Annotated in this window: 12 protein-coding genes; 10 read left to right on the forward strand and 2 right to left on the reverse strand. The window is 73.6% G+C overall.

The window, feature by feature from the left end:
• Positions 1–17 precede the first annotated feature (17 nt).
• The 7 genes from JUB12_RS20710 (at position 18) to JUB12_RS20740 (ending at position 6,668) form a co-directional block, all read left to right on the forward strand.
• Positions 18–1,229, forward strand: coding sequence for a cyclopropane-fatty-acyl-phospholipid synthase family protein (locus JUB12_RS20710; protein WP_205697338.1), 1,212 nt, complete (start codon positions 18–20; stop codon positions 1,227–1,229).
• A gap of 120 nt (positions 1,230–1,349) precedes the next feature.
• Positions 1,350–2,462, forward strand: a complete 1,113-nt coding sequence (disA, locus tag JUB12_RS20715; protein ID WP_205697339.1) for a DNA integrity scanning diadenylate cyclase DisA — start codon at positions 1,350–1,352, stop codon at positions 2,460–2,462.
• Positions 2,463–2,516: 54 nt separating this feature from the next.
• Entirely contained in the window at positions 2,517–3,065 is a 549-nt protein-coding gene (locus tag JUB12_RS20720; protein WP_241004337.1) for a CarD family transcriptional regulator, read from the forward strand.
• Positions 3,066–3,083: 18 nt separating this feature from the next.
• Positions 3,084–3,737, forward strand: coding sequence for a 2-C-methyl-D-erythritol 4-phosphate cytidylyltransferase (gene ispD, locus JUB12_RS20725; protein WP_205697340.1), 654 nt, complete (start codon positions 3,084–3,086; stop codon positions 3,735–3,737).
• 22 nt (positions 3,738–3,759) lie between these two features.
• A complete protein-coding gene (locus JUB12_RS20730; RefSeq protein WP_205697341.1) occupies positions 3,760–4,587 on the forward strand; it encodes a histidinol-phosphatase in 828 nt (275 codons plus the stop codon).
• Positions 4,588–4,592: 5 nt separating this feature from the next.
• A complete protein-coding gene (gene ispF / locus JUB12_RS20735; RefSeq protein ID WP_371822351.1) occupies positions 4,593–5,069 on the forward strand; it encodes a 2-C-methyl-D-erythritol 2,4-cyclodiphosphate synthase in 477 nt (158 codons plus the stop codon).
• A gap of 15 nt (positions 5,070–5,084) precedes the next feature.
• Positions 5,085–6,668: a Na+/H+ antiporter gene (locus JUB12_RS20740; RefSeq protein ID WP_205697343.1), complete on the forward strand. Its 1,584-nt coding sequence runs from the start codon at positions 5,085–5,087 to the stop codon at positions 6,666–6,668.
• Here JUB12_RS20740 and JUB12_RS20745 read toward each other — a convergent pair.
• Positions 6,665–8,614: an MXAN_6640 family putative metalloprotease gene (locus JUB12_RS20745; protein ID WP_205697344.1), complete on the reverse strand. Its 1,950-nt coding sequence runs from the start codon at positions 8,612–8,614 to the stop codon at positions 6,665–6,667. The genes JUB12_RS20740 and JUB12_RS20745 overlap by 4 nt on opposite strands.
• Before the next feature lie 53 nt (positions 8,615–8,667).
• Between JUB12_RS20745 and JUB12_RS20750 the strand changes: the two genes are divergently transcribed.
• From JUB12_RS20750 to JUB12_RS20760, 3 genes are all read left to right on the forward strand, one after another.
• Positions 8,668–10,086 carry a hypothetical protein gene (locus JUB12_RS20750; RefSeq protein ID WP_205697345.1) on the forward strand — a complete coding sequence of 473 codons (1,419 nt, stop codon included), beginning with the start codon at positions 8,668–8,670 and terminating at the stop codon, positions 10,084–10,086.
• Entirely contained in the window at positions 10,083–11,717 is a 1,635-nt protein-coding gene (locus tag JUB12_RS20755; protein ID WP_205697346.1) for a glycosyltransferase family 39 protein, read from the forward strand. The genes JUB12_RS20750 and JUB12_RS20755 overlap by 4 nt, the downstream gene beginning before the upstream one ends.
• 122 nt (positions 11,718–11,839) lie before the next feature.
• Positions 11,840–13,363: an NAD(P)/FAD-dependent oxidoreductase gene (locus JUB12_RS20760; protein WP_205697347.1), complete on the forward strand. Its 1,524-nt coding sequence runs from the start codon at positions 11,840–11,842 to the stop codon at positions 13,361–13,363.
• Positions 13,364–13,466: 103 nt separating this feature from the next.
• Here JUB12_RS20760 and JUB12_RS20765 read toward each other — a convergent pair whose 3' ends face one another.
• On the reverse strand, positions 13,467–14,366 hold the full coding sequence (locus JUB12_RS20765) for a type IV toxin-antitoxin system AbiEi family antitoxin domain-containing protein (protein ID WP_205697348.1): 900 nt from the start codon (positions 14,364–14,366) through the stop codon (positions 13,467–13,469).
• Positions 14,367–14,424: the final 58 nt, after the last annotated feature.

The raw sequence follows: 14,424 nt of genomic DNA on the forward strand, positions 1-14,424 counted from the left end.
CAGTACCGTGGACGGGCATGGCACGCTCCGCCACGCGCTCGTTCACCGCGGAGCTGGCTCGGGCGCTGCCCGACCGGCCCTTCGCCGTCGAGCTCTGGGACGGCACGCGACTGGATCCCACCACCGGCGACGGCGGCGGCCCGGTCTTCCGCCTGCGCGGCCCGGACGCGCTGGCCCACGTGCTGCGGGCGCCGGGCCAGCTCGGCGTCGGGCGCGCGTACGTCAGCGGCGCGCTGGAGGTCGACGACCTCGACGCCGTCCTCGAGCTGCTCAACGGCTGGAAGCCGGCGCCGATCGACGGCCGCGAGCAGCTGCGCCTCGGGGCGCTCGCCGCCCGCGCCGTCGGCCTGCGCCGGCCGCCCCGCCGCCCGGTCTCGGAGCTGCGCCCTCGTGGCCGGCGCCACAGCGTCGAGCGCGACGCCCGCGCCGTCCGCCACCACTACGACGTCTCCAACGACTTCTTCGCGCTCTTCCTCGACGCGTCCATGACCTACAGCTGCGCGGTCTTCTCGCGCGGCGCGACGACGCTCGAGGAGGCCCAGCACGCCAAGCGCGAGATGGTCTGCACGAAGCTCGGCCTCCAGCCCGGGGAGCGCGTGCTCGACGTCGGCTGCGGCTGGGGGAGCTTCGCGATCCACGCGGCGCGCGAGCACGGTGCCCGCGTCGTCGGCATCACGCTGTCCGAGCCGCAGGCCCGCCTGGCGCGCGAGCGGGTCGCGCAGGCCGGCGTGGGCGACCGGGTCGAGATCCGCGTGATGGACTACCGCGCGATCGACGACGGCCCGTTCGACGTCATCGCGTCGATCGGGATGGTCGAGCACGTCGGCAACGTCCAGATCGACGCCTACGCGCAGCAGCTGCACCGCCTCCTGCGTCCCGGGGGCCGGCTGCTCAACCACGGCATCGCCCGGCTGCGCCACACCGACCCCGAGGCCGGGCCGTTCTCCGAGCGCTACGTCTTCCCCGACGCGGCGCCGCTGCACCTCAGCCGCGTCCTGCACGCCCTCGAGCGGGCAGGCTTCGAGCCCCACCACGTCGAGGACCTGCGCCACGACTACGCGCAGACGCTCAGCCACTGGATCGCCAACCTCGACGGCCGTCTGGACGAGGCGGTGCAGCTCGCGGGCGCCGAGCGCGTGCGCGTCTGGCGGCTGTACCTGCGTGCGGCGCGCAACGGCTTCCGCTCGGGCTTCACCTCGATCTTCCAGGTGCGGGCGAGCCGCCCCTGACGCGGCGTCCATGCGCCGTCGGTCGCAGGGGGATAGGCTGCCGCCACCCGGAAGGACCGACCCTGAGCAGGATCCGAGGCGGACCGCTGGAACGGGGGGTCCCTGGTACCATCGGTGTCGATGGTGCAGCGTTCCGGGGACGAGCTCACCGAGCTCGAGAGCCGTCAGGAGCCCCGGCTCGTCAAGGCGCTGGAGATGGTCGCTCCTGGTAGTGCCCTGCGCGAGGGGATCGACAACATCCTGCACGCGCGCACCGGCGGCCTGCTGGCCATCGGCGACCCCGAGGAGCTCGGCTTCCTCTTCTCCGGCGGCATCAAGCTCGACGCCGACTACTCGCCCGGCCTGCTCTACCAGCTGGCGAAGATGGACGGCGCGCTGGTCCTGAACGCCAACGCGACGAAGATCGCGATGGCCAACGTCCAGCTCATGCCGGATCCCACGATCCTCACGCTGGAGACCGGCACCCGCCACCGCACCGCCGAGCGCGTGTCCAAGCAGACCGACGCGCTCGTCATCGCCGTCTCGCAGCGTCGCGAGGTCGTCTCGCTCTACGTCGACGGCGCGAAGTACATCCTCGAGGACATCCCCGTCGTCCTCGCCAAGGCCAACCAGGCCCTGGCGACGCTCGACAAGTACCGGACGCGGCTCGACCAGGTCTCGACCCGCCTCACCGCCCTCGAGTTCGAGGGCGGTGCCACGTTGCACGACGTCCTGACGGTCCTCCAGCGCTCCGAGCTCGTGACGCGCATGGCCGTCGAGATCGAGCGCTACATCGTCGAGCTCGGCACGGAGGGCCGGCTCATCGAGATGCAGCTCGAGGAGACGATGGTCGGCGTCGCCGGCGACAAGGGCGCGCTCCTGCACGACTACCTGGCCGAGGACGCCGACGAGGCCTTCGCCGCCTCCCTCGACCAGCTGGGGCGCATGCCCCACCAGGACCTCCTCGACTTCGGCCGCCTCGCCGAGCTCCTGGGCTACGACCGCAAGCTCAACACGCTGGACTATCCGGTCAGCCCTCGCGGCTACCGGATCCTGGGGCGCATCCCGCGCCTGCCGAAGCTCGTCGTCACGCAGATCGTCAAGGAGTTCGGCGGTCTGGACGAGCTGCTCGCCGCCACCGACGCAGAGCTGGAGACCGTCGAGGGCGTCGGCGAGATCAGGGCGAAGGACATCCGCGAGGGCCTTCGCCGCCTGCAGGAGATCAACCTCGTCGACCGCTACCTGCAGACGTAGGCAGCGGTCGGCGCGACAAGGAGGAACACCATTCCCGAGGCAACGGAAGACCAGATGCTCGAGGACCTCGAGGCCCCGGTCATCGAGAACATCCTCTTCGAGGTGGGCGACAACGTCGTCTACCCGCACCACGGGGCGGGCAAGGTCCTCAAGAAGGAGCTGCGCAAGATGTTCGGTGAGGAGAAGGAGTACCTCACCATCAAGATCCTCCACAACGACATGACCGTCATGGTCCCGTGTGCCAACGCCGGCATCGCGGGCCTGCGCCGCGTCATCGACGAGGAGACGGTCAAGAAGGTCCTGGCGGTCCTGCAGGACGACGTCTCGGAGATGCCCAAGAACTGGAACCGCCGGTTCAAGCACAACCGCGACAAGATCAAGACCGGCGACATCTACGAGCTCGCCGAGGTCGTGCGCAACCTGGCGCTGCGCGAGCACGAGAAGGGCCTGTCGACGGGTGAGAAGCAGATGTTCACCCGCGCGAAGAAGATCCTCGCCTCCGAGCTGATGTACGCGCTCGAGAAGGACGAGGAGGAGGCCGAGGCCTACCTCGACGACCTCCTGACGACCTCCGCCGAGGAGAAGCTGGCCAAGGCCGGCTGAGCCTTCGAGGACACGGAAGTGGCGGTCGCGCTGCTCGTGGCCGCCGGACGCGGCGAGCGCCTGGGATCTTCGGGTCCCAAGGCGCTCGTCGCGTTGAGGGGCCGTCCCATGCTCGAGTGGAGCCTGGACGTGCTGCGCGCGACGTGCGACGAGGTCGTCGTCGCGCTCCCGGAGGGCGTCGAGCCCCCGCCCGGGACCGTCGGCGTGCGCGGCGGTGCGGAGCGCTCGCACTCGGTGCGCAACGCGCTGGCCGCGGCGAGCGCCGGGGGCCCGGTGCTGGTCCACGACGCGGCCCGGCCGCTGCTCGAGCCCGGGACGGTCCACGACGTCCTCGCCGGCCTGGACGGCGCCGACGCCGCCATCGCAGCGGCGCGCGTCGTCGACACGACCAAGCGCACCGACCCCGGCGGCGACGTCGTGCGCGAGACGCTGGACCGCGCCACGCTGTGGGCCGTCCAGACGCCTCAGGCCTTCCACCGCGACGTGCTCGAGCGCGCCCTGGCCCAGGACGACGCCGTCCTGGCCGCCGCCACCGACGATGCGTCGCTCGTCGAGGCGCTCGGCGGGACCGTGCGCCTGGTGCCCGCCCCGCGCACGAACCTCAAGGTGACGACCCCCGAGGACCTCCTCTTGGCAGAGTCCCTGCTCGCCGCCCGCGCCGCCGCGGGCTGATCCACCACCTCCGCCACGAGCCTTGCTGACCGACCTCCACGTCCACCTGCGACCGGACGGCCCCGACACGCCGGCCGAGCGCTACTTCACCGCCGCCAACGCCGAGCGCTACCGGACCGTCGCCACCGAGCGCGGGATCACCGAGCTCGGCGTGAGCGAGCACGTCTACCGCTTCACCCGCGCCCTGGACGTGTGGGACCACCAGTACTGGCGCGAGAGCGCCCGCGACGACCTCGACGCCTACGCGCGCTTCGTGCGCGAGGACACCGACCTGCTGCTCGGCATCGAGGCCGACTTCATCCCGGGCCGCGAGGACCGGATGGCGTCGCTGCTCGAGGAGCAGGAGTGGGACTACGTCGTCGGCTCGGTGCACTTCCTGGGCGACGGCGCCGTGGACTACGACCGCTTCGACGTCTGGACGTCGGGCCGGTCGGCCGACGAGGTCTGGCGCACGTACTTCACCTGGCTCGGCGAGGCCGCCGCGAGCGGGCTCTTCGACCTCCTCGCGCACCCCGACCTCGTGAAGCACTGGGGCAAGGAGCGGCCGGTCCCCGAGAAGGACCCGCGCTTCTACTACGACCTGGCGATGGACCAGATCGCGGACTCCGGCATCGCCGTCGAGGTCTCGACCGCGGGCCTGCGCAAGCCGGTGGGCGAGGTCTACCCGTCGTCGCCGTTCCTCGAGATGGTCGTCGACGCGGGCAACCCGATCGTCCTGAGCTCCGACGCCCACACGCCCGACGTCCTGGGCCACGGCTACGAGCCGACGTTGCAGTGGCTGGCCGACCACGGCGTCACCGAGCTGGCGACCTTCCGCCGGCGCGAGGTCCGCCGGGAGCCGATCGGATGAGCGTCGTGCGGACCGGGATCGGCTACGACAGCCACCGGTTCGCCGCGGGCCGCCGGCTCGTGCTCGGCGGCGTGGAGGTCGCGCACGACGAGGGGCTCGCGGGCCACTCCGACGCCGACGTGCTCACCCACGCGGTCATCGACGCGCTGCTCGGCGCCGCCGGCCTCGGCGACATCGGCCAGCACTTCCCCGACACCGACGAGCGCTGGCGCGACGCCGACTCGATGGCGCTGCTGCGCCACGTGCTCGGCCTCGTGGGCGACCGCGGCCTGGCCGTCGAGCACGTGGACACGACGCTCGTGCTCGAGCGCCCGAAGGTCGGGCCGCACCGCGACGCGATCCGCGTCTCCCTGGCGGCGGGTCTGGGCGTCCCTCCGGAGCGCGTGAACGTGAAGGCGACGACGGGCGAGGGCATGGGCTTCGTCGGCCGCGGCGAGGGCGCCGCGGCGATGGCCGTCGCCACGCTCACGACGCGCGAGTAGCGAGGCCCGCCCGGCGTGCACGGCGAGCTCCTTGTCCTGGCGCTGCTGCTCGGTGCCGGGCTGCTGCTCCTGCTGAGCTCGCGGACCGGCGTCCCGTACCCGATCCCGCTGGTGGCGGGCGGCGTCCTGCTGGCGTTCCTGCCGGGCGCCGAGGACGTCGAGCTGCCGCCCGAGGTCGTCCTGCTCGCCTTCCTGCCGCCGCTGCTGTACTCGGCGGCGTTCTTCTCCTCGCTGCAGGACCTGCGGGCCAACGCGCGGCCGATCGCCCTGCTGGCCATCGTGCTGGTGGTGGTCACGGCGCTCGGCGTCGCGGCGGTCGCCCACTGGGTGGTCGGGCTGCCGTGGGAGGCGGCGTTCGTGCTCGGCGCGATCGTCTCGCCCACCGACCCGGTCGCGGCCGTGCAGATCGCCCAGCGCACGCGCGCGCCGCGCCGGCTCGTGACGCTCGTCGAGGGCGAGGCGCTGGTCAACGACGCCTCGGGCCTCATCGTCTACTCGTTCGCCGTCGCCGCCGCGGTGTCCGGCAGCTTCTCGCTGGCCGACGCCACGTTCGAGTTCGTCTACAGCTCGCTGGCGGGCATCGCCATCGGCCTCGCGGTCGGCTGGCTCATCGGGCAGCTGCGCGCGCGGCTCGACGACCCGCCGGTCGAGATCGCGATCTCGCTCATCACGCCGTACTTCGCGTACCTGCCGGCCGAGGCGCTGCACGTCTCCGCCGTGCTCGCGGCGGTCACGAGCGGCTTGTTCCTCGGCTGGAACTCGCCGCAGCTCATCACGCCCCAGACCCGCATCCAGGCCTTCGTGTTCTGGGAGCTGCTCGTCTTCGCGATGAACGCCGTGCTGTTCGTGCTCGTCGGCACGCAGGTCCACGCCGCGCTCGAGGCGCTCGACGAGCGCTCGATCGGCGAGCTGCTGGGCTACGGCCTCGCGGTCTCGGCGGCGGTGACGCTCATCCGGATGGTCTTCCTGTTCCCGTGGGCGTGGCTGGCCCGGATGCTCGAGCGCTGGCGCGGCGTGCGCGAGCCACCGCCCGACGCGCGGTTCCTCGGCCTGCTCGGGTGGTCGGGCATGCGCGGCGCGGTCTCGCTGGCCGCGGCGCTCGCCCTGCCGCTCGAGACCGACAGCGGCGCGCCGTTCCCCGAGCGCGACCTCATCGTCTTCTGCGCCTTCGCGGTGATCTTCGTCACCGTCGTGGGGCAGGGCATGACGCTCGGGCCGCTCATCGAGCGCGCGCGGATCTTCGACGACGAGCAGTCGGTCGCCGAGCAGGAGGCCGAGGCGCGGCTGCGCGCGGCGCAGGCGGCGCTCGACCGCCTCGAGGAGCTGCGCGAGGAGGACTGGGTGCGGGACGGGACCCACGAGCGCATGCGCGGGCTCTACGAGTTCCGCGTCCGCCGCTTCGAGGCCCAGCTCGACGAGGCCGACGACGGCGACATCGAGCGCGGATCGCAGGCCTACCAGCAGCTGCGCCGGCAGGTGCTGCAGGCCGAGCGCGCCGAGATCATCCGGCTGCGCAACCGCGGCCTCATCACCGACGACATCATGCGCCGCATCGAGCGCGACCTCGACCTCGAGGACGCGCGGCTCGAGATCGACTAGCGCTTCAGCGTCGCGCTGCGCACGAGGCGGCGGCTGTTCGACGAGCCGTCGCGGACGCTCACGGTGAGCACGAGCTTGACCGAGCGCTGGCGGCGCAGCTTCGTGCGGGCCGCCTTCGAGAGCTTGAGGACGACGACCTTCGTGCCGGCCCGGGACAGCCGGCCCGTGGCGCGCCCGACCGTGCTGCGCAGCCGCAGCCGCTTGCCGGCCTTCGTCTCGAGGCGCGTGGTGGCGCTGATCGTGCACGCCTCGTCGCAGCCCACGGGGACCCGCAGCCCGCGTCGCAGGACCGTCGCCAGCCGCTGGCGGCCCAGGCGGATCGTGACCGTGGGCGCGCGGCGGTCGGCGCTGACGGCCGACACCGGCGGCGGCGGGGGAGCGGGCGGGGCGGGCCGGCGCAGCGCGAGCGTCAGCGGCTCGTCGTCGCGGGTCCAGGCCCAGTCGTCGACGTCGGGGCGGAAGCCCGCCGTGCCGCTCTCGCCGTTGACCACGACGGCGGTGATGCGGCCGAAGCGCGCCGGGTCGGGGAGCGTGGCGGAGGCCCGGCCGTCGGCCCCGGCGCGCCCGATGGCGGTCGTCACCTGACCGGCGCCCTCGTCGCCGCCGGTGCGGCCGACGAGCGCGACCCCGCCGGCGAACGCGCCGCGTCCCGAGGCGACCTCGAGGGTGATCGACGGCTCCTGCGCCACGGGGACGTCGAACAGCAGGGCGCCGGTGTGGTCGAGCTGGAGGCCGACCTCGGTGCCCACGGGCAGCGAGCCGCGGCGGCGCACGGCGGCGTAGCCGTCGGGGAAGCCGGCCCCGGGCGCGCGCCACTCGGCGCTCGCGGCGGAGAAGTCGAGCAGCGCGTCGGCGAAGGAGCCCGCGCCGCGGGCGCCAAGGGCGCGGTCCAGCGCCGCGGTGGACAGGTGGCCCGCCGCGCGCGAGCCGGCCCACGCGTCGCGCAGCAGCGCGTCGCCGCCGCGGTGGGCGCGCAGCCAGTGCAGGAAGACCGCCGCGGCGTAGGCGTGGCTGTCCTCGTCGGACGGCGGCGTGGTGAGCGGGAGCTCGGGGTTCCAGGCGGTGTCGACGTAGCGGACGTAGTCGTCGATGGTGGGGAAGACGAGGTCCTCCATCACCACGGCGGTCGCCTCGAACAGCCAGCTGTCGGCGAGGCGGTCCAGGCCGAACTGGATCGCGTGGTGGTGCTCGTGGGCGGCGGTGACGCGCAGCGCCTCGAGGCCCGTCTTGCCGCGGTACTCGGTCGGTGAGAAGTCATCGTCGATGAGCTCGAAGGCCGGGGCCGGGGCGTCGCTGGTCGCCTCGACGATCGTCGCGCCGTACAGCGCGCCGTCGAGGTCCAGGACGTAGACGTCGGTCGCGTCGCGGTTCGGGCCGGCGGCCCCGCGGCCGTCGGGCAGGGGCGTGGGCCAGCCCAGGCCGGAGGCCGTGCCGGGGCCGCCGGTGGCGGGCCGGCCGCAGACGCCCGGGGCGGTCGTGCTCTCACACGGTCCGACCTCGTCGGCGTAGACGCTGAGCGCGGTGGCGACGTAGTCGGGCACGCCGTCGAGGTCGCTGTCGGTGAGGTCGGGCGCGGCGGGCTCGACCGTCGTCCAGTGCACGCAGAAGCCGCCGCGGCAGACCCACTTGAGGCCCGCGCGCTCGGCGGGCGAGTAGACGAGGCCGCCGGGGACGCCGGCGCTGTCGTCGGGGCGGGCGAGCAGGCGGCGGGCCTCCCGGCGCTCGTCGGGCGGCAGTGCCCTGGCGGTCTCGGCGACCTGGGCGAGGGCGACCGTGGCGTCGACGTGACGCGCGCCGGGATCGCCCGCGACGACGTCCTGCGCCAGCGCGACGGCCTCGCGCGCCTCGGCGACCGTCGGGGCGGTGCGCGGGGCGGCCTGGGCCGCGGCGCAGCCGGCCGGCACGAGGGCCAGCGCGAGCACGACCGCCAGCCGGAGCCGCTGCATCTGCTGAGCATCGCAGGGGCTGCAAGGCGGCGCGCCGACTACGCTCCACGGCCGTGCTGACCGAGGACCCCGCCGCGCGACCGGTCGCCGAGGCCGGCCGCCGCCCGGGCCCCGGCCCGCTGCCAGACGTCCGCCGTCCCGGCGTGCTGCTCGTCGTGGTCGCGCTGGCGATCGGCGCGCTCTCGCTGCTGGGGCCCTCGGCCCCGACGTACGACCCGTGGGCGTGGATCGTCTGGGGTCGCGAGGTCACGCACCTCGACCTCATGACGACCGACGGTCCGTCGTGGAAGCCGCTGCCGGTGATCTGCACGACCGTCTTCTCGCTCTTCGGCGACGCGGCGCCCTCCCTGTGGCTCGTCGTCGCCCGGGCGGGCGACGTCCTGGCCGTGGTGTTCGGCTTCCGCGTGGCCAAGCGGCTGGGCGGTGGCGTGCCGGGGGGTCTGGCCGCGGCGGGCGCGCTGCTCGTCGCGCCGTGGCTCGTGCGCAACAGCGCGCTGGGCAACTCCGAGCCGCTGCTCGTGGGCCTGCTGCTGGCGGCGGTCGACCGCCACCTCGCGGGCGACCGGCGCGCGGCGTTCCTGCTCGGGGTGGGGACGGGCCTCCTGCGTCCTGAGGCGTGGCCGTTCCTCGGCCTCTACGGCGCGTGGCTGCTGTGGCGCCGCTACCTCGGTCCGCGGCTCGTCGTCGGCCTGGGCGCCTTCACCGTGGCGATCTGGACGCTGCCGGAGTGGTGGGGCTCGGGCGATCCGCTGCGGGCGATGTCGCGCGCGCAGAACCCCAACCCGGGGGCGGCGACGTTCGCCGACGACCCGGTGCTGCGGATCCTCGAGGACGCCGAGAAGATGCTCGTCGTCCCCGCCGAGGTCGGGCTCGTCCTCGCGCTCGTGGCGGTCGTGGTGCGCCGCGACAGGCAGCTCGCGGGCCTCGTCGCCCTCGGCGCGGCCTGGCTGGCGATCGTCGCGCTCATGACCTCGGGCGGCGGCTTCTCGGGCAACCAGCGCTACCTCATCCCGCCCGTCGTCCTGGGCATCGTCCTCGCGGGCGCCGGCGCGGGCTGGGCGCTGCAACGGCTGCGCGTCCCGGTCGTCGTCGCGGCGGTGGCGCTCGGCGCGCTGTTCGTGGCGTCGTCGACCTCGCGGCTGGACACGGCGCTGGACTCCGTCGAGTACCAGGCCGACCTGCTGGGTGAGCTCGAGGGGCTCGTGGACCGGGCGGGTGGCGCCGAGGCGCTGCGCGACTGCGGTCGCCCGTACACCGGCCCGTTCCTCGTCCCGTCGGTCGCGTGGCACCTGCACGTCCACACGACGGAGGTGGCGCTCGAGCCGCGCCCGCCGGCGGTCGTCTTCCGGGTGAACACCATCGAGGGCGCGCGGGCGGTGCCGACGCTGCGCGGGCTCGACGGCGTCGCGCAGCGGACGCTGGCGACGGCGCCCGGCTGGCGCGTCGTGGCGGCGTGCGAGGGCGGGCGGTGAGCGCGGCGCTGCGCCGGCTGCCGGTCGCGGTCCTCGCCGGCCTCGCGCTGGTCGCAGGGCTGTCGCTGGCCCTGCGCACGCAGGCCCTCGACGCGAAGTTCTGGATCGACGAGGGCCTGTCGGTCGGCATCTCGTCGCACGGCTTCTTCGACATCCCGGGCGTCCTGCGCCAGGACGGGTCGCCACCGCTGTACTACCTGCTGCTCCACCTCTGGATCGAGGTCGTGGGCGACGGGGAGGAGCGCACCCACGCGCTCTCGCTGCTCTTCGCGCTGACCACCATCCCCGTGGGGTTCCTCGCCGGCCGGGCGATCGCCGGCGTGCGCACGGGCTGGGCGGTCGCGGCGCTCGCGGCGTTCAACCCGTACCTGACGTACTACGCGCAGGAGACGCGGATGTACGCGCTGGTGGCGCTGCTGTCGCTCGCCACCTGCGCGACGTTCGCGCTGGCCTACGGGGCGCGTCGCCGGGGCGCGATCCCGCTGTTCGTCGCCTGTGCCGCCGCGCTCGCCTACGCCCACAACTGGGGGCTCTTCCTCCTGGTCGGCTGCGCCGGGGCGGTGGTCGTGCTCGCGCTGCAGGACGACCGCGAGGGCCGGCGCGCGCTGCTGCGCGACGGCGTCCTGGGCTTCGGCGCGCTCGGCGTCGTCTACCTGCCGTGGATCCCGTCGCTGCTCTTCCAGGCCGCGCACACCGGCGCGCCGTGGGCCGAGCGGCCGGGGTTCGACGCGGTCATCAACGGGCTGGGCGGGCTCATCGGCGGCGAGGGCTCCGGGATCCTCGGGGTGTTCGTCGGGCTGGCGGGGCTCGGGGTCGTCCTGCGGCGACCGGGCGCGCGGCGCGATCCCACGGCGCGGGCGATCAAGGCGATCGCGCTGGCGGGCGGGCTCGGGCTGCTGGTGGCCTTCCTGGCCTCGCAGGCGTCGCCCGCGTGGGCGAGCCGGTACTTCGCGACGTTCGTCGGGCCCGTCCTGCTGCTGCTGGGCATCGGCCTGGCGCGCTACGGGCGGCTCGGGCTCATGGCGCTGCTCGTCGTCCTGCTCCTGTGGACCGACGGCCGCGAGCGCCAGCTGCGCGGCAAGAGCGACGCCTACCGGGTGGCGCGCACGCTCGAGGAGTCCCACTACGTGCGCGACGGCGACGTCGTGCTGTCGACGCACCCCGAGCAGGGGCCGCTCATGCGCTACTACCTCGGCGACGGGCTGCGGTGGGCCGACGCGCTGGGCTGGGTCCCCGACCCGCAGGTCTTCGACTGGCGCGACGCGCTGGAGCGCCTCGAGGAGACCGGGCCGATCGCGGTCTCCCGCGAGGTCCTGCCGCAGCTCGAGACGGGCCAGCACCTGCTGCTCATCCAGCCGATCATCCGCACGAGCCAGTGGCGGGCCCCGTGGACGCGGCTCGTGCGCAAGCGCGCGGCGCAGTGGGAGCGGGCGCTGGACCACACGGGCGGCCTGCGGCGCGTCGAGGCGCTGCCGAAGTTCGAGGACCGGCGGCTGCCGCGCGGCGTGCGCGCCGTCGTCTACCGGCGCACGGCCAGGCCGCTCGTCCTGCCGCCGCCGCCCCCGCCGGCGGCAGTCGAGGTCCGAGCGCCGGCGCGCCCGAGCACCGAGGGGCCGTTCCAGCGGCCCTAGCGCCGGGCACTGCACCGCTTCCCGGAGGACCGAGCGGTCCGTGTTAGCGCGTGTTAGGACCGGTTGGGAGGCGTTAGACGCGTGTCGCGTCGCGCGCGCGACCGGGCAGTGTGCGGGGACGTATGACGCTCGCTGACGCCGTCCCGCCCACCCTGTCGTCGGACGACGAGGGCCCGGACGCCCGCCCCTACGTCGTGATCGGCGGTGGCCCCGCCGGCCTCACCGCCGGCTACCTGATCGCCAAGCGCGGCCGGAAGGTCGTCGTCCTCGAGGCCGAGGACCAGGTCGGCGGCATCGCCAAGACGGTCGTCGACCCCGACGGCTACCGCTTCGACCTGGGCGGGCATCGCTTCTTCACGAAGAACCAGGAGGTCGACGACCTCTGGCACGAGATCATGGGCGACGAGTTCCTCAAGCGCCCGCGGATGTCGCGCATCTTCTGGCGGGGCAAGTACCTCGACTACCCCCTCAAGGGCACCGACGTCATCAAGAAGCTCGGCCCGGTCGAGCTCGTGCTCTGCGGCCTCTCCTACCTGTGGGCGGCGGTCAAGCCCAAGGGCAAGGAGGAGAACCTCGAGCAGTGGGTCTCCAACCGCTTCGGCTGGCGCCTCTACCAGCACTTCTTCAAGGGCTACACCGAGAAGGTGTGGGGCGTCTCGACGACCGAGCTGCGCGCCGAGTGGGCCGCCCAGCGCATCAAGGGCCTGTCCTTCATGTCGGCCGCCAAGGCCGCGTTCTTCGGCAACAAGGGCAACAAGATCAAGTCGCTGATCGACGCCTTCAACTACCCGCGCTTCGGGCCGGGGCAGATGTGGGAGACGATGACGACGCGCATCGAGGAGATGGGCGGCGAGGTCCGGCTCAACTGCCCGGCGACGAAGATCGAGGTGGAGGACGGCCGCGTCGTGCGCGTCCACACCCCCGACGACGTCCTCGAGCCCCGCGCGACGATCTCGTCGCTGCCGCTGCGCAACACCGTCGGCATGGCGTCGCCGACGGCGCCCAAGGAGGTCCGCGAGGCCGCCCAGGGCCTGCGCTACCGCGACTTCCTGACCGTCGCGCTCATCCTCGACGGCAAGGACCTCTTCCCCGACAACTGGATCTACATCCACGAGGACAGCGTCGAGGTCGGGCGCATCCAGAACTTCCGCTCCTGGAGCCCGTGGATGGTGCCCGACCCGGACACCGCCTCGATCGGCATGGAGTACTTCTGCTTCAAGGGCGACGAGCTCTGGGACTCCTCCGATGAGGACCTCATCGCGCTGGCCACCCGTGAGATCGAGCTGCTCGGCCTCGCGAAGGCGCAGGACGTCCGCCGCGGCTACGTCGTCCGCGTCCCGAAGGCGTACCCCATGTACGACGCCGAGTACGCCGACCGCGTCGCCACCATCCGCTCCTGGCTCGACCCGCTCCAGGGCTTCGTCCAGGTCGGCCGCAACGGCCTGCACCGCTACAACAACTCCGACCACTCGATGCTCAGCGCCATGCGCGCCGTGGACAACGTCCTCGACGGCGAGCGCCACGACATCTGGGCGGTCAACGTCGAGTCCGCGTACCACGAGGAGCAGACCGACGCCGACTCCGAGAACCCGTACCGCAACACGCCGTCCACGCAGTACGAGCGCGAGGCGCTCGAGGCGGCGTAGGGCACGGGCGCCCACCGCGCGTTCGTCCCGACGGGCGGCCCTCCGGGGCCGCCCGTCGTCGTGAGTGGGGAGTTGCGCTCGCATGTCGAGCGCAAGTCCCCACTCACGTGCGCAGCCGGTCGTCCAGGGCAGTGAGGAGGGCGGTTCGGCCGGCGTGGACGTCTCGCCATCGAACGCGCCAGACCTCCCAACCACCGGCCTCCAGGTCGCGCTGCTTCGCCGCGTCGCGCTCACGTGCGCTCCGGGTCCCGTGGTACGCGCGGCTGTCGGCCTCGACGACGAGCCGCTGGACCCGCCAGAGCACGTCGACCTCCCAGAGCGTCCCCGACGATCCCGCCACGTGCTGGTTGAACCGAGGCGCCTTCCTCAGGGAAGCACCCCCGAGCAGCGCCTTGAGCCGTCGTTCGAGCTCGCTGCGCAGGATGTCGGGGTCGTCGGTGAGCTCGCTGACGGCACGCCGCAGGCGTCCGGCGCCACGGTTGCCGCGGCAGCGGTCGAGGACCTCCGCAAGAGCCGCGCCATCGAAGAGCCGCTCGCGCACCGAGGCCTCGCACGCTGCGACGAGCAGCGACGGCCGCGTGTCGGCGATGTCGAGCAGCGTCCGTGCCACCGAGGTGCACGGGATCCCGTCTCGGCTGGTGCGATCCTGCGGTGCCAGTCGGCGACGGTGCGGCGTGATCCCGTCGCAGTCACGTCCGCAGTCGCCCGTGACGGTGATGTGGACCGTCGTCTCGGGGTTCGGCGCGATGCTCCAGAGCGCGCCGCAGGAGGTGTCGCTCAGCACCGCGTGCGCGCCGCCGGCGAGGACCGCCGCCATCCACGGCGCACGGGGGTGGAGCGCCCCGTGCCCGACGACGTACACGCCCCGGTGGACCTCCCGCAGGCGGCCCGCCTTGATGCGGCGCCGGATCGCGGGGTCCGAGAAGCCGAGCTCGGACAGCTGGGCGTGGGAGACCACCCCCTTCTGGATCGTCGCCAGGCCGGCGAGCGACCCCTCTCGCACGTGAGTGGGGAGTTGCGCTCGGCATTCGAGCGGAAGTCCCCACTCACGGTCCACGCGG

Origin of the sequence: Conexibacter sp. SYSU D00693 (genome assembly GCF_017084525.1) — a bacterium.
Classification (GTDB): Bacteria; Actinomycetota; Thermoleophilia; order Solirubrobacterales; family Solirubrobacteraceae; genus Baekduia.

Bases quoted from the DNA above. Each gene is read 5' to 3' on its own strand.
- JUB12_RS20710 (WP_205697338.1), top strand. From the start codon at position 18: ATGGCACGCTCCGCCACGCGCTCGTTCACCGCGGAGCTGGCTCGGGCG.
- disA (WP_205697339.1), top strand. From the start codon at position 1,350: ATGGTGCAGCGTTCCGGGGACGAGCTCACCGAGCTCGAGAGCCGTCAG.
- JUB12_RS20720 (WP_241004337.1), top strand. From the start codon at position 2,517: ATGCTCGAGGACCTCGAGGCCCCGGTCATCGAGAACATCCTCTTCGAG.
- JUB12_RS20745 (WP_205697344.1), bottom strand. From the start codon at position 8,614: ATGCAGCGGCTCCGGCTGGCGGTCGTGCTCGCGCTGGCCCTCGTGCCG.
- JUB12_RS20760 (WP_205697347.1), top strand. From the start codon at position 11,840: ATGACGCTCGCTGACGCCGTCCCGCCCACCCTGTCGTCGGACGACGAG.